The sequence below is a fragment of the Geminisphaera colitermitum TAV2 genome (assembly GCF_000171235.2).
Taxonomy (GTDB): domain Bacteria; phylum Verrucomicrobiota; class Verrucomicrobiia; order Opitutales; family Opitutaceae; genus Geminisphaera; species Geminisphaera colitermitum.
The window spans coordinates 74,601-93,422 of record NZ_ABEA03000099.1 but is presented as its reverse complement, the minus strand read 5'-3'; the positions used below and the strand labels follow the sequence as shown (position 1 = coordinate 93,422).

The window sequence follows — 18,822 nt, the reverse complement described above, 5'->3', positions numbered from 1 at the left end:
CGTTCTTCCCGCCCGCCTCCAGCCAGTCAACCGGACCGTCCCGCCATGTTCCTCTCCGATCCCACCCGATCCCATCCCGTGATCCGCGCCATGCGCGCGGGCGTATCCATTCTGCTGTGCCTGCAGTTCTCCTCGGTGTTCACACTCACGCTGGAGGCGCGCAGCTTTGTCGGAGGAACGACGCCGGCCTCCGGTGGCACAGCCTCCGGCGGGGACGCCTCCGCCGCCGGAGCCTCGTCGGCCAGCGCCGCCCTCGCGCGGCAGCTTCAGTCGCAGCGGCAGTCGCTCGTGCGCAGCACCCAGGTGCTCCACGCCATGCAGCAGGCGCAGGCCGCGGCCCGCGCCGCCGCCTTGCAGGTGCAGACCACCGTTCCCAACGGCCTCGGCGCGGGCGGCCTGCAGGTCGCCGCCAGCGTGGATACTGATCCCTCCCTCTGGACCGGCGCGGCCAGCCCCGTGCAAACCTCCGGTCAGAACGGCCGCTTGGTCGTGAAGATCGACCAGAACACCCAGAAGACCATCCTCACTTGGGACAGTTTTAATGTCGGCCGCGAGACCGACCTCGTTTTCGACCAGCAGGGCAACCGCGACTGGATCGCCCTCAACCGCGTCACCGACGCCCAGGCCTCGCCCTCCAAAATCCTCGGTTCCATCCAGGCCGACGGCCATGTCTATGTCATCAACCGCAACGGCGTCATCTTCGGCGGTGCCAGCCAGGTCAACGTAGGCACGCTCGTGGCCTCGGCGCTGCCGATCAACGATGCGCTGCTCAACGCCAATACTCTCTACGGCAATTCCGACCACAGGTTCACGTTCTCGGCCTATAGCGAGGCGGCAGGCCCAAGCGGCTCGGTCGATGCCTTCGAAGCGACGGCCGCGACGGCCCAGTCCCAGACCAGCAAGATCCTCGTGAAGGAGGGAGCCCTGATCTCCACGTCCGACCGCAACGGCGGACGCGTGGTGCTGATCGGGCCGGAGGTGACCAACCGGGGCACGATTCTGACGCCTGACGGCCAGGTCATCCTGGCCGCCGGCCAGCAGGTTCTGCTTCTGCCGCACGCATCCGACGATCCCAGCCTGCGCGGCCTCGACGTCTATGTCGGCTCTATCTGGGCGCCGAGCATTGGTGTCGATTCACCGTCCTTGACTGCGGCAAGCAGCATCGCCACCGGCCTGGCCACCAACAGCGGACTGATCGTGGCGGAGCGCGGCAACATCACGATGGCGGGCGCATCCATCAATCAGCTTGGGGTGGCGCAGGCCACGACCTCGGCGTCGCTCAATGGCCGCGTCGATCTGCAGGCGGTCTACGCCGTCGAGTTGCTCACGGTCGGATCGGGTCAGACGGCGCAGGTGAGGATTATCCCCCGTGGCACAGGCCTGGTCACGCTCGGCACCGCAAGCCTGACGCAGATCCTGCCCGAATACGGCAGCACGGAGAAGGTGGTTGGGACGAGTCTGGCGCTGAACTCGCAGGTCAACATCACCGGCCTGGCCGCCTATCTCGGCGAGAACGCGCATATCCTGGCGCCCAGCGGCGACGTGACGATCAGGAGCGGGACGCACGACAACGGCGGCAACTTTCAATACGACGACGGGCAGATCTACCTCGACAGCGGCGCGGCGATCGATGTGTTCGGATCGATCGTGCAGGGACAGGTCTCCGACAACATCGTCGGCGTCGAGCTTCTTGGTGCCCAGCTCGCGGATTCTCCGCTCCAACGCAGCGGCTTCCTGCGCGGCAGGACCATCTATGTCGATATCCGCCAAACCGGTCGCCGCGCCGACGGCTCCGTCTGGGTCGGAACGCCGCTGGCGGATGCCTCGGGCTATGTCGGCCTGATCCAGCGCAACGTCGGCGAGCTGACCACCGCCGGCGGCTCCGTCACGCTGAATGCGGGCGCCTCGGTGGTCATGCAGCAGGACGCATCGGTCAACGTCTCGAACGGGTGGATCGACTATCAGGGCGGCGTCGTCCACACCACGCGCCTGCGCGGCGCCGACGGCGGAATCTATGACATCAGCCAGGCGACGCCCGATCGCGTCTATGTCGGGTTCGCCGGTGAATGGTCACGCTCGAGCGAGCGCTGGGGCATCACCGAAACCTGGACATCGCCGCTGGCTCGGCACGGTGTCTACCAAGCAGGATACATCCACGGCAGCGATGGCGGGGCGATCTCCATTCACGCGCGGACCGTCGCGCTCGATGGGTTGTTGCAAGGACATGTCGTCTCGGGGGAGCGCCAGAGAGAGGTCCGGCCGAAGGCCAGCTCGTTCTCGCTGGATGGCGCCCTCCGCGGCGGCGGCATCTCCGTGCCGATATCCCAGGATGTGATCTTCCAATCGGATTTCACCCGCCAGCCCGCCGCGCCGTTCAACCCGGATGCGCCGTTCACGCTCGATCCCGCCAAGCCGATCTACCTGTCGCCCGATCTGCTCGCGGCCAGCGGCTTCGTCGATCTGTCGATCACCAGCGGCAACGGCGATATCCAAGTGCTGTCGGCGTTTTCCGGCCAAGCGGGCGGATCGCTCACGCTCACCGGCAAAAACATCGATATCGCAGCCGGCATCACGCTGGCGGGCGGCACGCTGAACCTCAATACCGCCAATGTCGATCCTGGCGATCTGACCATCGTGGGCGGCACGGGCGACGCCGACGATGTCGCAGGGCGCGGAACCCTGACGGTCAGAAGCAATGTCATTCTCAGCACCGCCGGCCTGATCGTCGATCAGAGGAGGTATGCCGGCGGCGACCTGCCGCCGCTTGCTCTCGACGGCGGTTCGATTTCTCTCGACGGGCTTCACCTCGACCTGCAACGGGGTGGCGTCATCGACGTCTCGGGCGGTATCGCGATCCATGCAGGCGGCAAGACGACCAACGGCGATGGCGGCAGACTTGCTTTGCGCGGCGGTCTGGACCCATTGATCAATCCCGATCTGGTGACCGGTCAACTCACTCTCGATGCAACCCTCAAAGGCTATGCGCCAGGCGAGGGCGGCTCGCTGGCCCTTTCGGTGGCCCGGCGCATTCAGGTCGGAGGCAGCGCGGCCGGCGCCGGCACGCTTCTCCTCTCGCCGGACTTTTTCAGCACGGGCGGATTTTCGAGCTACTCGCTGACGAGCAGAGGCGGCATCGAGATCGCCGCGGGCACGCACATCGCGCCGGAGGTGCAAAGCTACGCTCTCACGCCAACGGATGCGAGCCTGGTGCTTGCGCCGACGTTTCTCGCCCCCGAATTGCGGTCGGCGGTCGCGTTCTCTCTCAACGCCAGGGGCTATCTGTCGAGCACGGGGTTTCATAGCGCCGACATCGTGATCGCCGAGGGCGCATCGATCCGGCTCGATCCGACGCTTGCCGGAACCGGCAAGGTCAGCATCGACGCCAACGGTGGTCGGGCCGATATCCAGGGATCGATCGTCGTGCCGGGCGGCGCGGTTTCGATCAAGGGTGACCGGGGCGGGGATTTCTCTGGCGAAGTAGCAGTCATTCTCGGCGAGAACAGTGTGGTTTCGACGGCCGGAACCACCGTTCTCGCTCCCAATGCGTTTGGTCTTCGTCAAGGCAAGGTTCTGGATGGAGGCGTCATCACCGTGGCCGGCAATATCGATGCCCGTGCCGGCGCCGTGCTCGACGTGTCCGGGGCGGGCGGCACGCTCGATGTTCCGTCCGTCCTGTCGTCGCTGGCTGGCGGCGGCTACGCACCGTTGCGGGTCGATAGCAACGGCGGCTTAATCGTTTTCGACGGCGACGAATTGCTCTCGATTGCCGCGACGTTGCGCGGCGCTGCCGGCGACCCTTCGGGGATGGGCGGCAGTCTTGTGGTGGCAAAGGACGGGTATAGTGCCACGATCGAGCCCAACCTGATTGTCAATCAAAGCTTGGCCGCCGTAGCGTCCAGTGCGGCCCATTTCGCCATCGATACATTCGAGGACGGCGGTTTCGATTCACTGACGCTGCACGGCAATGTCGGTTTCGCGGGATCGGTTTCCGTGACCGCCCGCCGCAGCATTACCCTCGCCACGACCGGTCTCATCACTGCCGACGGCGCCGTCAATCTCGACGCGCCCTATGTCGCGCTCGGATGGCCTTACGCGCCGCAAGAGCTCGATCCCGTCACGAACAAGCCCGTCTTGCTCGCCTCGACGGCGCACCGCATCGGCGCTTTCGGACAAATCGAGAGAGTCGTGGCCGATCCGCGTTTCGGCACGGGCTCGCTCAACATTTCCGCGTCGCTGATCGACGTCGGCGATCTGGCGCTGCAAGACATCGGGCAGGTTCATCTGGACGCCTCCCGCGGCGACATCCGGGGCTACGGCACGTTCACGGCGGCGGGCGATATCACGCTGACGGCGGGGCAGCTCCATCCGACCACGGTGGCGATGTTCACCATCGCCGCCTTCGATCATGGCGGCACGCCGGGCACGATCACAATCAATCCCGGAGCCCCCCGCGCGCTGCCGCTTTCGGCCGGCGGCACCCTCAACATTTTCGCGAGCGAGATCCACCAGAACGGCGTGCTGCGGGCGCCGCTCGGCAACATCAATGTCGGCAGCACCACGGCACAGGTCGGCGCGGTTCCACGGAACGCGGGCGGCGCCCTGCAGACCTACGCCACGACCACGACCCTGAGCCTTGGAGCGGGCAGCGTCACCTCGGTCTCGGCGGTCGATCCGCGCACGGGCGAGGCGCTGACGCTTCCCTACGGCACCATGCTCAACGGCACCGCCTGGATCGATCCCCACGGCAGTGACATCACCGCCGAGGGGGGGCCGGCCAAGACCGTCACCTTCGCGGGGCAGACCATCGACATCGGCGAAGGCGCGACGATCGACCTGCGCGGCGGCGGCGATCTCACGGCCTACAACTGGGTCGGCGGTCTCGGTGGCAGCAGGGACATCCTCGCCTCGTCCTCGAGCTTCGCCATCCTGCCCGGCTATCAAGCCGACTACGCACCGCTGGTCTCGATCGCCAGCTCCAACACCGCCGGTTCGAGGACGTTCCAAGCGGGTTGGAGCAACGGCGCGCTTTCCATCGGCGACCGGGTCTGGCTTGAGGCGAGCAGCGGCCTTCCCGCCGGCTACTACACCCTGTTGCCCGCGCGCTATGCGCTGTTGCCCGGAGCCTTTCTGGTCACGCCTGGAGGATCCGCCGCCGCCAGCGTCAGCGTCCGGCGGCCTGACGGATCGAGCACCGTGTCGGGCTATCGCGGCAATGCTCTGACGCAGTGGCGCGCCCCGCTGCCGATCCTGTTCGAAGTCGCCTCGGAGACGGTCGTGCGTGCCCGTGCACAGTATGACACTTACTCAGCCAACGTGGCCCTGCGCGAGGGCGCTCTCGCCAGGGACGCGGCCGTGCCGCGCCTGCCGGTTGACGCGGGTCAGCTGGTCTTGGCCGCGACCCGGTCCTTGAACATCCAGGGCCAGACTCTGATGAGTGCGCCGTCCGGCGGTCTCGGCGGATTGGTGGACATCGGAACTCCGAGCGACATCGTCATCAACAACAGCGGAACGGGCGCCGCCGCCGGCACGCTCTATATCAACGCCACCGGCCTCAGCGCGTTCGGCGCGGAGAGCCTGCTCATCGGCGGTATCCGCGGCAGCACGGCGGCGGGAACCACGGTCAACGTCACGACCGCAAGCATCGAGCTCGACAACGACGAGGCGAGCCTCCTCCACGGGCCGGAGATCATCCTTGCCTCGAAAGGCGGCGTGACGCTGCGCGACGGCGCCGCCATCGCGCAGCTCGGCACGCTCTCCAGCCCGGCGCAAACGCTGCTGATCGACGGCAACGGCGCGCTGCTGCGCGTCAGCAGCGACATCTCGGCCGGCATCGTCCGCTCCGGCGTGACGCCGCTGGCGTCCGGCAGCCTGACGGTCGGGAGCAACGCCCGCATCACCGGCTCCAGCGTCATCCTCGATTCGACGGACGCCACCACCTTCGATCCCTCGGCGCGCCTCACCGCCACCGCCCTGACGCTGGGCGGCGGACAGATCAACCTCCTGTTCGACGGCGCCGGCGCGCCGCCGGGCACCGGCCTCGTGCTGTCGAGCGCCGTGCTCCGTGACCTGCAAAGCACCATCGGCGGGCTGTCGCTGCTCAGCTATTCCTCGATCGATCTCTACGGGACGGGGTCGGTGGGGACGGTCGATGCGGCCGGGCGGCCCACGCTCGAAAGCCTGACGCTGCACACGCCCGGAATCCGCGGCTTCAACACCAACGGCGGCAGCGTGATCTTCAACGCCCGCAACGTCGTGATCGACAACAGCCCGAATGGCGCGCCTGTCGCCGGTGTCGGCGACCCCCTGAACGGCGCGCTCGTCTTCAACACGGAAACCGTCACGATCGGCACCAATGCGGTCAACGTGACCGGCTACGCCGACCTCGATCTCAAGGCCTCCGGCGGCGTGCTGCTGGCCGGCAGGGGCGGCTTGTCAACGGCGGGCAACCTCACCGTCGCGGCATCGGTGGTCACGGGAAGCGCCGGCGCCAGACAGGGCCTGACGTCCGACGGCGTGCTGACCGTCAGCGCGGCGGCCGGCGAGCCGGCGGCATCCATCATCGGCGGCCTCGGCGCCGAACTGGTGCTGGCCGGCTCGCGCGTCGGCGTGGATGGCACCATCCGGCTGCCGGGCGGTTTGCTCACGCTGCACGCCACCGGGACGGCAGCGGGCTCCGATGTCGTTGTCGGCGGAACGCTCGACGTCAGCGGCACCGAAAAAGCCTTCCACGATCAGATCCGCTATACGAGCGGCGGCCAAGTGGTTCTGAAGTCGGATGCGGGCTCGGTTCGTCTCGAAGCATCGGGCATCGTCGATGTCGCCGCCAGGCCGGAAGCCGGCAACGCCGGCAGCCTTACGGTCACGGCGGCAAAGGGAACCTTCACGGCTGCGGGGACGCTGCGCGGGCACGCCGGCCAAGGCGGCACCGGCGGCGCGTTCGCGCTCGATGTCGGCAGCCAGCAGACGCTTGCCGTGCTCAATGCCATGCTCAATGCCGGCGGCTTCGATGCGGCGCGCGCCGTCCGCGTGCGGACCGGCGATGTCCTTGCCGATGGATCGGCGAAGGCAAGGAGCTTCCTGCTCGCGGCCGATGACGGCGCCATCACCGTGACCGGCAGCATCGACGCCTCCGGCGAGACCGGCGGCCATATCGGCCTCTACGGCTACAACGGCGTCACGCTCGCCGACGGCTCCCGGCTGACCGTCGCCGCCAGGAAGCTCGACGCCGCCGGCAAGGGCGGCGCCGTCGATATCGAGACCGGACAGGCCAAGGATATCGCCGGCGTTCTGACGCCTGGAATTGGCTGGATCGACCTTCAGGCGGGCTCGGCCATCGACCTGTCGGTCGCCGGCGGCCGCGGCGGCAGGCTGCATCTGCGCGCCCCGCAGATCACCGGCATCGACGCGGCGGGCAATCCGATCCCGACCCTGGTCAACAGCGTGGCGGGCGGCGACGATCTGGCGATCAAACCGCTCAACGGCGCGATCCTCAACCCCTCGAGCGTGGTCGTCGAAGGCTTCCAGGTGTTCGATCTGACCGATGGCGGCGTTGTCACGCCGGCTGTGCAGTCGGATGCCCATGCCAACGCGCAGGCGTTCACCGACCACACGGCCGCGATCAGGAGCCGCCTGCTGGCCGGCACGGCCAACGCCGGGCTTGCCGGCCCGGCCTTCTATCTGCGCCCGGGCGTGGAGCTCGTCAGCCGCGGAGACCTCATGCTGGGTAACACGACTGGTGCGACGCAGGTCTGGGACTTGTCCACCCTGCGCTATGGCCCCGGCGCCGATCCCGCCGTCCCCGGCTCGGGCGAGCCGGGCATCCTGACGCTGCGCGCGTCCGGCGATCTCGTCCTCCAGGGCTCGCTGAGCGACGGCTTCCTGCCGGGCCCGAACAACACCACGCTCACGGACACCCTGCTGCCGGCCGGATCCGAATCCTGGTCCTACCGTCTCGTCGCCGGCGCCGATCTCAGCGGCGCCGAGTTCCGGCAGGTCCTTCCGCTTGAGCAGCTCGGCGGCAGCACCGGCTCGCTCCTGCTCGGCAGGTCTGGTCCGGGTTACAACCAAATCCCTAACAGCATTTCCACCACCGCCGCGCTCAAGGTGGGCTTCGACCAGTTGATCCGCACCGGGACGGGCGACATCGACATCGCCGCCGGCCGCGACGTGCAGATCCGGAGTCAGTTTTCCACGATCTACACGGCGGGTAGCCGGGTCATACCCGGCAACACCACGACCGCGACCCTCGCTCCGGGCGGCGCCGTCAACATGCGATCCGATCTGCCGCTGCTCTTCCCGAACGGCACGGAGGGGGGGACCATCACCGCGACGATCGACAGCATCGTCTCGATCAACAACGGGGGGGCGAACGATCTGCAACTGCCCGCAGGCACGATCTACAGCTTCCCGGAAGGCTTTAGCCCCCCGAACGTCACGATCTCACAAGTTGTCGGAGTTCGGGCCCTGCAGGCGGAAATCAGCACGACGGTCCTTGGCGCCACCGTGAGGTTGCCGGCATCGGACGGCGAGATCAGCGGCTTTGGACCCGGTGCGAAGATTATCATCGGCGGCAACAGCATCACCGTCGGCGGCGTCCAAAACAACCTCCCCGCAGGCGCCATGACCGCGTCCGGCCCGGGGATCGCCTATCTTATGACGCAGAATATCGGCGCCGCCAACCAGACATACACCGCTGTTCCTTTCAGCGCCGGAGATCCGTTGCCCCTGCTCAGAGGCGATATCAATGGCAGGGGGGACTACATCGTCCTCACCAGCGGCGGCGCGCTGACCAGGATTGGCGCCGGGACGGCGACCCTCATCATTCCCGCCGGCGTTTACACGCTGAAAGCGTCCACCGCTTCGCTCGAATTTCCTTTTCTGCCCGCCGGCAGCACGCTGCGGATTGTCGATCCCGCCGGCGGCAGCATATCCACCCCCGACCCGGCCACCGGATTTATACCGGCAAAATTCATCGCCACCGTGCCGCTCCCCGCGGGGACGCCGATAGCGCTGCCGGCGGGCAGCGCCGTCACCGCGGCGGCGAATGGCGTTCTGTCGCTCAACGGCGGCGCGCCCGCGACCGTCGCCTTGCCGGCCGCCGATGCATCGGGAAACACCTACGTCTTCGACATGCCGGTTCCGGGCAGCGATGGGAGGTGGAGTCAGTCGGGGGGGAATCCGGCCCAGAACCAGCTCGCCAGCGTCCCCTTCACGACGCCCCAATACAGCAACGGCGGCGGCAACATCACCGTCGCCGCCGGGCAGGACATCATCCGTCTGCGGTCCCAGGGGGCCGCCTGGCTTGACGATTCATCCCAGCAACTGCCGGTCAACTGGCTCTATCGCCGCGGCAGCGTCGAGAACGGCGCGTTCACGCAAGGCTATTTCGGCGACATGGGCTCGACCACCTGGTGGGTCGATTTCAGCAATTTCTTTGAAGGCGTCGGCACGCTCGGCGGCGGCAATCTCACCCTCGCCGCCGGGCGCGACGTGAAGAACGTTGACGCCGTGGCGCCGACCAATGCCTGGATGCCCTACCGAACGATCCGCGCCGACGGAACAATCGACGATCTGGCCGCCAACCAGCCGCTGTTCGAATATGGCGGCGGCGACCTGGTGGTGAACGCCGGTCGCAACATCGACGCCGGCGTTTACTATGTCGAGCGGGGACGGGGCAGCCTTGGCGCCGGCGGCGGCATTCTGACCAACGCGACGCGCAGCGCGACCACCAATGCGGGGACGATAGGTAACTACTCGTCGGATCCGATCGACTGGCTGCCGACGACGCTGTTCCTCGGCAAGGGCGGCTTCGACCTGAGCGCACATGGCGATGTTCTGCTCGGCTCTGTCGCCAACCCCTTCCTGTTGCCGCAGGGCGTGTTGAACGGCACCTGGGCCAGGTCCTACTTCTCCACCTATGACGCGGAGAACAGCGTCTCGGTGTCTTCGCTCACTGGCGATGTGACGCTCAAGGTCGGGATTTTGGAATCAGGCCAGGAGGCGGAAGCAGGCACGCTCACCGCCTGGTTTGGGAACGTGCTGGCTTGGCAAAGCACCAACAGCACCAGCCACCGGCGGCCGTGGCTCAGATTGACCGAGCTTCGTAATGGCAGAGCCATTGCCGTCTGGCCGGCACGGGTCACCGTCGCCGGAACGGGTTCCGGTCCGTCTATCGAGAACATTTATCGCGGCCAGATCGGGCTGATGCCGCCGAACTTGGAGGTTGCCGCCTACTCCGGTGATATCGGTGTCGCCGGCACGCTGACCCTCGCGCCGTCGCCAAACGGGACAGTCAACCTCTTTGCCGCGGGATCGATCAACGGCCTTCATAAATTTTCCCGCCCAGTTAGTGGCGACGTTTACAGGACCGGCAGGATCAATCTCTCCGACGTGGATCCGAACCTTGTTCCCGGGATCCGCTCGCCCATGAGGCTGGTCTATTCCCCCTCTCCTTTGCCTTTGGACTCCATCAACAAGCCCGTGATCAGTCCGGCGATATCGTCGCAGGCCTTCACCGCATTGTTCACCGAGACCGGCGCGACGAAACGGGTCTCCGGCGCCACGCAGCAGGCGTTGCATGACGCCGGCCTGCTGCACCTCGACGATCCCGACCCCGTCTATCTTTATGCCGGGAGCGGCGACATCTCCGGCCTGACGCTGTTCTCGCCCAAGGCCACCCGGATCTACGCCGGCAACGACATCACCGATGTCGCCTTCTACCTTCAGAACCTCAGGGCGGACGATGTCAGCCGCGTCGTCGCCGGTCGCGATATCCTGCCATTCAATGAAAGATCGCCCGGGCGGCTTGCCCTTGGAATGCCCGGACTTTTGGGCACCGCCAGTCCCGCGCCCGGCGATATCTCGATTGGCGGTCCGGGCACGCTCGAGGTGCTGGCCGGCCGCAACCTCGACCTGGGCGGCGCGCCCGCCAATGGGACTCTTGCGACGCAGTTCAGCCGTGACGGCCTGGCGCGCGGCATCGTCAGCATCGGCAATCTCCGCAACCCTTATCTGCCGGACACTGACGGCGCCGACATCATCGCCGCCGCCGGCCTTGGAGTGCCGTCGGGAGCGGGCCTGTCGGGCAATCTCGATGTTGCCGCCTTCGTCTCCAGCTTCCTCGACCCGGCGACGGCTGGCGCGCACGCGGACCGCTATCTGCCGGCGCTCGGCGCGCGGCTCGGCCTGACGGACGCCAGCGATGAGGCCATCTGGAACGCCTTCAACGCCAAGTCGGACGCTCAGAAGGAGATCTACGCGCTCGACATCTTCTATCTCGTCCTGCGCGACGCGGGGCGCGATCGTAACGATCCGGACGCGCCGAACGGCAGCAGGAACTACGAAGCAGGCTACGAGGCGATCGCCAAGCTGTTCCCCGGCGAAGCCTGGAACGGGAGCATCTCCCTCACCGCGCGCGAGATCAAGACCGAGAGCGGCGGCGACATCAACCTGCTGACGCCGGGAGGAGGGCTGCTGGTGGGTTTCGATCTCAGTGGCCGCCAGCCGCTCGATCAGGGCCTCATGACGCTGCGCGGCGGCAACATCTCGATCTTCGCCCATGACAGTGTGACGGTCGGTACCTCCCGCATCTTCACCTTCCGGGGCGGCAACGAGGTCATCTGGTCCACGGTCGGCGACATCGCGGCCGGCAGTGCCTCCAAGACGCTGCAGGCCGCGTCGCCCGCCCGCTACGTGATCAATCCCGAAACCGGAGCCGCGATCCTCGATCTCGGCGGCCTGGCGACGGGCGGCGGCATCGGCGTGCTCCAGACGCGCGCGGATGTGCTGCCGAGCGATGTCGATCTGATCGCGCCGTCTGGCTACATCGACGCCGGCGACGCGGGCATCCGCGTGTCAGGCAACCTCAACCTCGCCGCGCTCCAGGTGATCAACGCCGACAACATCCAGGTGCAGGGAACGGCCAGCGGCATTCCCGTGGTGGCGGCCCCGAACGTCGGGGCGATCACCGCGGCAGCGAACACGGCGGGATCGGTCGCCGCCGCCGCGACGGAAGCCGCCAACCGGTCCGCCCCGTCGGCGGCCGCGCAAGCCTTGCCGACCCTGTTCAGGGTCGAAATGATCGGTTACGGTCCGGAGGCGCCTCCACCGGCGGATGATGACACCAAACATACATCTCGAACTTCTAGTGAATCGCTAAAACCTGCGGTGTCAGGAAAATCAACTACAGCGGGCGTGCCCATTGCGATGGTCCCAGCTTCACCACTGAATTCCCACTGACCATTTTGCTTTTGCCTCCCCCATTTCTGAGGAAAAATCACATGAAAACTAGAATAGGAATAAAAACCCTTTTTAACAACATTGTTATCCGCAGGGTGATGATCATTGCCTTCACGGTCGGGATGCTGACCTTGGGAGTGTATTGGGAAATAGAAAACAACAGGCGCTCGCTGGACGACGGAGTCCCTGTCGATTTTCGGACTCTAACAACCAATAATTAGCAACCACAACCGCCGGAAAGCGGCTCTAGTTCCTATGATTGCCCATACGTTTTCGTTGCTTCAGTCGGTGTATCCAGACTTTCCGGCGCTGTTTACGCTGCGCTCGAAGGCGGAGTCTCCGCTTTATCCGGTTCTGTGCAGCCGGGAGGTGCTCGGCGCAACCAGTTACTTTGTGCTGGCCGACATGCTCGATGCGTATGATCCGCATCGGCGGGCGGAGGGACATGGGACGATTGAGCGCCGCGAGCCCGGCTTTCTTGACTCGTTGCAGGAGGAACTGGGAGAAAGGCGCTACCGGCCCGGCCCGGTGTTGCGGGTGATGAAGGGGCCGTTTGATTACCCCCGCCGTCATCTTACGTTTGTCAAAGACAGGATTGTGCACACCGCGCTGATGCTGGTAATTGAAAACGCACTGAGCGGGGCCTGCCCGGAATGCAATGAGAAGATGGATATATTGGAAGCCTTGCGCACGACCGTGCACCGGGGCAGTCGCGATTTTAATGCCTTTGCCTTTGAGGAATGCGGCGCGGCCAACAGCTACCAAACGCTGCTGCGCCTGGTCGTCGCGCATGTGCACGACGACGAAGTCCGGCGTCTGCTCAAACTTTTTATGAAGGCCCCCGTGGTGGAGGTTTGGAGCTGTGAATGGAGGGACACGGGGTGAGCGTCGTCGATGAGCAGCCTGCCGCGAGTCTTTGGAAGGCCCTCGACTACCTGCTGCGCCGCCGGACCTATCTGCTCGCCTTCCGCCGCTTCCGCAGACGTCCGCGCCGTCCCGTCGATCTGCCCGGCCTGACCCCCGGATTGGGAAAAGGAATCGCCAACCGGCTGGTGCAACTGCTGGTCCGCGCCCGTCTGCTCAAACGCCTGGAGCCGGATGGAGCCGGACAGGACAGCCGTCACGTGCTGACTGCGAAGGGCAGGCGGTTGCTGGACATCCTGCAAACCGAACTCCGGCGACTCGATGCCTTCTGCCGGAAATCCGGATTGCCCGCAGGCAGGAGCAATGACCGTGGCGAACTGCGCGGCGTCGCCTGGGTCATCCGAAGGCTGCTGCGCCAGCGCGGAGCGATGGCATTGCTGGCCCGGATGCCTGCCGAAGAATTTGTCGGCGAACAGTTCGTATCCTGGGTCAAAACGGTCCCCGGCGCCAGTGCCAGCGCCTGCCTGCACCTGCTGATGTATTGCAGGCTGATCGAGCACTCCCGCCACCAGCACGGGCGTCTCCGCAGCTACCAGCTCTCCGAACTGGGCCGGCAGGCACAGAGCCTGCTGGCGATCTTGCAGTCGCCCCCGCCGTCGTCGGCAAGCCGGCGCTCTTTTTCACCGAAGCCGAACTGAAAACCGTCTGATGAAGCACGACTCTGAAAAATTGTCTCCGCCGACCGCTTCGCCCCGTCCCCTGCGCCTGCTCTACGTGGAGTCGCACTGGCTTTCGCGCAAGGTCGTCTGGTACCTGATGCAGGACGTGGACTGCACATGGACCTACGCTGACAACGCGGCGCAGGCGGTCGCGCTGTCGGAAAAATCAAAGGCGGAGTGCACGCCCTTCGACGTGGTCATCGTCGATCACGACCAGACGGCGGAAGGCTCCGGCCTGCGTGTGGCCCGCACGCTGCGCCAAGCCGGTTGCAAGGACACGATCCTCGCCATCGGCCTCGATGAAATCACCCCCGTCGAAAAACAGCGCTACGAAAAATTCGACGTGCCCTTCCTCGTGCTCACTCCCCAAAACCCCGCCGACCTCAAGACGACTGTGCGAGAGGCGGTAATGAAATAATAGACAGCAATAAAATGGGAAACTGGATACGTTGAAAACCATTGGACTTCCCGGAAGAAAAATTCATCAGGCAATGCTTGTTTACCTCCGCTTGATTCACGAAAAAATCGTGGGCCAGCCTGAAGGACCGGTTGGCCGGGGATTATCGGAGGGCTTCTCCCCATGAATACCGTCACTTTTAATATAACCCTGGTTCCGATCGGGAAAAGCGTTCCCTTTATCCATTGCTTCAAACCAAGCCCCCCTCATGGAGGCCAGCAGTCCGCGGATCTCCTTGTCCAGTCATTTTCCCACAAACGGCGCGCTTTCTTGGCCGGCATGTTTTCACTCATCACAAGGTGTCCGTTCTGGCGACAACGCTGCGGTGCATCTCTTTGGACTGGCATCACCACGAGCAGATGCAGGTGCTGATGACGCCGCCGGATGCCGATTGCGAAGCAGGCTGGTGTCTGGATGGAGAGTGCACATGGCAAAAACTGCCTGGCAATCACGTCTGGGCCATTCCATCAGGCACAACGCATGCGCTCAACTGGAAGCGTGAGTCGGCTTTGGTTGTTCTCTACATTGAAGCGGACTGGGCTGAAAAAATCACATCTGTATCCGATAACAAGATACTCATCGAATCGCTCCGCCGCCATGAGCTTGTCGAACCGTTGATCGGCGCCCTCGGGCATCGGTTGAGGCAGTTTTGCCGTCGGCATCCGGATGCAAACGAGTACGACCATGCGGCTGTCCTCGGCGCCGCTCTGGCTCATGAATTGCTGGCTGCGCATGGCAAATCCGTGCGGCGCGGAAGAGAGCTTCGGCTCATGAACTCCTCCACGTTGCTGCGGCTCAAGGCTTATATCGAAGAGCATCTGGCCGAGGAATTGCCGCCAAGCTTGCTGGCCCGGATTGCAGCCATGAGCCGCACTTGCTTTTTTGAGGCATTCAAGAAGGAAACCGGACTGACGCCGCGGGACTATATCAATCGCCTGCGTGTCTTGTATGCCCGCGATCTGTTGCAGACAGGACGTTATACGGTGGCCGAGGCCGCCTATGCCTGCGGTTTTTGCGATCAAAGCGGCATCGACCGGCATTTCAGAAAAATGCTCAACGCCACTCCCCGGTCTTTCATCCCGCCCAAAATGGACTGATTGCATGATAAGGTGGACGGAATGCGCAGTCGGGCCGATGGAGACGTATTAACGTCACCCCATTACTCCCGAACTGTCAGACGACGCCTGAGTTACAATACTCGGAAGCCTCCGTGAGGCTGCGCGCCGAGACACTCGGACAACCCGATAAGGAAACAAAACTATGATATGAAAACCAACAAACCAGCTGTCTTCACGCTGGTCGTTCCGGAAAAGGAGCGACGCGTCTATGCGGCAGCCAGGACCATCCTGGTCAGAAAAATGAAAAACCAAGCACCGGAACTCGGCGAACTGATACTGCACGAACTGCGGCTGCGCAGGCCCGGCGACATCGCCGACGAATACCTGGACTTCACCGGGTGGCTGCCGTGCGACCGCCGGACGGCCTCATACCGGTCGGGCGAAGAAAAAAAACTCCGCCTTGCCGCCTGACGCGGGGGATTGATCCCCCGCCAACGCGGGCCGCCGCCAGAGTTTGGTTTCATCAATGGCGGCGGCCCATCCTAGTTAATTCCCCTCCGTGCAGAGCCATGGTTGGCATCCGGGAAAGGCGACTAAATAATTATTAATACAAGGTATTTCCACGAACCGGCGCAGGGTCGAGTTGGCATGATCCAGGTCGAAAGCACGAACCGTCACCTCGTGGTCGATCAAGTAGTCGTAGAGCAGCGTCATAATAAAACTCTTGCCGATGCCGCCCTTGTCCTGCGGGCAGAGGATCAGGCGTTTCGACGGCCACGACTCCGGACCGGCGGACAGTGTCGGGTTAGAAGTCATCGCGGGCGATTTTCGGGCCGCGCTGGCTGCTCGATGAGGACGGGCGCGACGGAGCCTTGCCGGTGGCAGGCGGTGGTTCCGGTGCGGCAGGCGAATGGTTTTCGCTGTCGGCATTTTTTTGCGCAGGTGGCTTCGGAAGCGGGACAGTGTTTGCGGCAAAAGGCACCGACGGATGAGCCGGAGATGATAATGCCCTGCGGCTTCAAAAAACCGACGATGCGTTCGTAACTGTAGTTCTTCGCGCGGAAGGCCAGGATTGCCTCGCGAAGGGGAAGCAGGCGGCTGGGGTGAACCGGCTGGATTTCAAGCCGGTTGGCAAAGTCCAGCACCCATCTGGACAGATCGGAGTTCATTCTTTTTGCATGGCATCTCTCAAAATCGTAGTTAAGATAAAATGGATAAAGCAATGGATTATCCGGAAAAACCGGGCCGGAATTTTGCGGTAAAAACAGGCTGTTGCCTGTCGGCAGAAAGCCATCCGCCTGTCGGTCGGCAAGTGGTCGTCCTCCTGGCCAAAGCCAGGGGTGGCGTGTCCTTGTCACAATAGTTTTAAACCTCATGGCGGATGCCTTTGTCCGGAGAGAATTTTTTCCAGCTATCTTTTCGAATTTCGGATGGGGAGTTTCTCTGTTTTCGACGGGTTTTGATAGCTGAATTTCTGTTTCGTTCGGCCATTTCTTCATTTCGTGAGTCAACAAGGTTATTCTTTTCAGGAAGGCTTTCAGTTCCGGATGTGATGAATTTCCCATTACCGGTTGTTTCAGGCGAGAAACAGATTTCGCTGCCGTAAAGGTGCCTTTTTCTCCCGATATAAAATATCCAGGATTCCTGGCTCAACGGGAAGTTCCATGACGCCATACGCATCAAAATTGTATTCGAAAAACAACCACACGTATCAATTTTTTATTGACTTAGCAGTGATGCAAGTTTTGATCGACTGCACGATCCGACTCGCCTGATCCTGTATTGATGTCATCGGTGCCGTGGAGCTTTCCACGTAACGCTTGTAGTGCCGGGGCAAACCGAAACAGGACAACCGATCGGAGATACCGCATTGCCCGACGAGCTGCTTGGCTCGCCATGTCAATGCTAGATAGACGATCCGGGACGCTTTACCCAGATCGCAGTCCGACAGCCAGTGAAAGAGGTTTCCACTGTCCGCTTGGACGGTGGCAACAACCGCATCGGTGCCCGACGATCCGAAGCCTTTTGGAAAGTCGTGTCCCGACAGCCGCCCGAAATTCCGCAATATCATCCGACCCGGTTCCCGTAAATCCATTCGATCGAAACCAGAACCTTACGCATCCAGCGTATCGGCGAACTGCTCGCCATCGCCGTCATGCGTTACCGTCGCCTGCATCCGGAAGAGTTTCCGGATCGCCCACGCTTGGGGCGGTTCCGGAAGGCCCGAAACCTCTGCGCCCTTCGATTCGGGTCATCTCGTTTCCGATGAGTCCGAAAAACGGATACTGAACTATCTCTCCCGGATCGGTGCGGCGGCTCCGCGTGATTTCCAAGTGGCGCTCGGAATCTCTCGCATTTCGGTGACCCGGAAGCTGGCACGCCTTCGCGCTGCGAATCTCGTAACTGCTTCAGGCAAGACGCGGGCAATACGCTACGAACTGCCGTCCCCGGACGTTTTGCGCCGAATATTGCCGGGGCAGCCCGGGAACCCGGCCAGAAACTGAACGGGATGCGGTACGCCAATATGGTCAGTCCTCTCTCGTCCGCCTGAACCGCATCGGAATTTTCACAGGGAATTCGACCGGTCTGCCCTGAAACAGGGCAGGGCGAAAATACCATTTTCGGGCGGCATCCAGCGCATAGCTGTCGAAACGGCTGTCTGACGATCGTTCTACGACAGCATCTTTCACATTACCCTCGACCGATACCGTGCAGGAAATGAGCACATCCGCCTCCCTTCCGTCCCTGATTGCAGCAGGCGGGTAGTCGGCTGGCACTGCCATCACCAGTCGGGGTGCCTGAGTCGAGAGCGAGGGACCGACTGCCCCTAGATTATCATTGGAAGGCAAAGAAGTGTCTTGGGATGGCCCCTCGATATCGGCCCCCGGCCCTTTCTCCAGCTGATCATTGGCCTCTTTCGCATAGTTTTTACCTAAGTTTCAGGTAGAACAGAAGTTATTATGCTTCTAGATCAAGAGGCGGGAACTTTTGACTGAAAGAGAGTCAAGTTGATTATAAGTTACGAAAACCAACAAGGACATATCCCTGCAATAACCATTTCATTTCCTCAAAATTGGCCTTGAACCAAGATTGACGAATATCGCAGGAATGTTAAGTAAATCTCATGAATCGAGTCGTAGCCCGCCTCCTTCGGCGACTGTTTCCGCTTATGGCAACAATGTCAGCGACTGATGGGAAATCTTTTATTTCCCAAGAAGAACCTGTAGTCGGAATCCAGGACAAGCCAACATTCTCCAGAACAGAGGAGCAGCAAACAGGGAAACTTGTCTTTGGTACTGCCCGGGCAGGTAACCCGCAACTGGCGGCCCATCGTTCCCACTCATCGCATCGCTCGCACTCGTCCCATAGTTCCCACTCGTCGCACTACTCCGGTTCCGGGGGAGGAGGCTATAGTACTCCTTCTACACCGACTTATCCAGTTACACCGCGTCCGAACCCTCCGCCGCCCCCGGCTCCGGCGAGTCCT

The 18,822-nt window shown here is 63.3% G+C and carries 9 protein-coding genes; 6 read left to right on the top strand and 3 right to left on the bottom strand.

Features of this window, described 5'->3' with window-relative positions; genetic code table 11:
* Nucleotides 1-45: 45 nt before the first annotated feature.
* The 6 genes from OBACDRAFT_RS11750 (at nucleotide 46) to OBACDRAFT_RS11720 (ending at nucleotide 15,806) form a co-directional block, all read left to right on the top strand.
* Nucleotides 46-12,237 (top strand): filamentous haemagglutinin family protein, encoded by a 12,192-nt coding sequence (locus OBACDRAFT_RS11750; protein ID WP_043585835.1) that lies wholly within the window; start codon nucleotides 46-48, stop codon nucleotides 12,235-12,237.
* Nucleotides 12,238-12,492: 255 nt separating this feature from the next.
* Nucleotides 12,493-13,122 (top strand): hypothetical protein, encoded by a 630-nt coding sequence (locus OBACDRAFT_RS11740; protein WP_043585831.1) that lies wholly within the window; start codon nucleotides 12,493-12,495, stop codon nucleotides 13,120-13,122.
* A complete protein-coding gene (locus OBACDRAFT_RS11735) occupies nucleotides 13,119-13,799 on the top strand; it encodes a hypothetical protein (protein WP_157837041.1) in 681 nt (226 codons plus the stop codon). The genes OBACDRAFT_RS11740 and OBACDRAFT_RS11735 overlap by 4 nt, the downstream gene beginning before the upstream one ends.
* Nucleotides 13,800-13,809: 10 nt before the next feature.
* Nucleotides 13,810-14,238, top strand: a complete 429-nt coding sequence (locus OBACDRAFT_RS11730; protein WP_043585827.1) for a transcriptional regulator — start codon at nucleotides 13,810-13,812, stop codon at nucleotides 14,236-14,238.
* 338 nt (nucleotides 14,239-14,576) lie between these two features.
* Complete coding sequence (locus OBACDRAFT_RS26555) at nucleotides 14,577-15,374, top strand: helix-turn-helix domain-containing protein (RefSeq protein ID WP_157837040.1); 798 nt, start codon at nucleotides 14,577-14,579, stop codon at nucleotides 15,372-15,374.
* 168 nt (nucleotides 15,375-15,542) lie between these two features.
* Nucleotides 15,543-15,806 (top strand): hypothetical protein, encoded by a 264-nt coding sequence (locus OBACDRAFT_RS11720; RefSeq protein ID WP_043585825.1) that lies wholly within the window; start codon nucleotides 15,543-15,545, stop codon nucleotides 15,804-15,806.
* 75 nt (nucleotides 15,807-15,881) lie between these two features.
* On the opposite strand, the gene OBACDRAFT_RS11715 is transcribed toward OBACDRAFT_RS11720, so the two are convergent.
* From OBACDRAFT_RS11715 to OBACDRAFT_RS31250, 3 genes are all read right to left on the bottom strand, one after another.
* Complete coding sequence (locus OBACDRAFT_RS11715) at nucleotides 15,882-16,151, bottom strand: P-loop NTPase family protein (protein WP_043585823.1); 270 nt, start codon at nucleotides 16,149-16,151, stop codon at nucleotides 15,882-15,884.
* A complete protein-coding gene (locus OBACDRAFT_RS29715) occupies nucleotides 16,148-16,900 on the bottom strand; it encodes a hypothetical protein (RefSeq protein ID WP_232767037.1) in 753 nt (250 codons plus the stop codon). Before OBACDRAFT_RS29715 ends, OBACDRAFT_RS11715 begins: the two co-directional genes overlap by 4 nt.
* 963 nt (nucleotides 16,901-17,863) lie before the next feature.
* A complete protein-coding gene (locus OBACDRAFT_RS31250; RefSeq protein WP_081721988.1) occupies nucleotides 17,864-18,118 on the bottom strand; it encodes an energy transducer TonB in 255 nt (84 codons plus the stop codon).
* Nucleotides 18,119-18,822: the final 704 nt, after the last annotated feature.

Bases quoted from the DNA above. Each gene is read 5' to 3' on its own strand.
- OBACDRAFT_RS11750 (WP_043585835.1), top strand. From the start codon at position 46: ATGTTCCTCTCCGATCCCACCCGATCCCATCCCGTGATCCGCGCCATG.
- OBACDRAFT_RS11740 (WP_043585831.1), top strand. From the start codon at position 12,493: ATGATTGCCCATACGTTTTCGTTGCTTCAGTCGGTGTATCCAGACTTT.
- OBACDRAFT_RS11730 (WP_043585827.1), top strand. From the start codon at position 13,810: ATGAAGCACGACTCTGAAAAATTGTCTCCGCCGACCGCTTCGCCCCGT.
- OBACDRAFT_RS11720 (WP_043585825.1), top strand. From the start codon at position 15,543: ATGAAAACCAACAAACCAGCTGTCTTCACGCTGGTCGTTCCGGAAAAG.
- OBACDRAFT_RS11715 (WP_043585823.1), bottom strand. From the start codon at position 16,151: ATGACTTCTAACCCGACACTGTCCGCCGGTCCGGAGTCGTGGCCGTCG.
- OBACDRAFT_RS29715 (WP_232767037.1), bottom strand. From the start codon at position 16,900: ATGGGAAATTCATCACATCCGGAACTGAAAGCCTTCCTGAAAAGAATA.
- OBACDRAFT_RS31250 (WP_081721988.1), bottom strand. From the start codon at position 18,118: ATGGCAGTGCCAGCCGACTACCCGCCTGCTGCAATCAGGGACGGAAGG.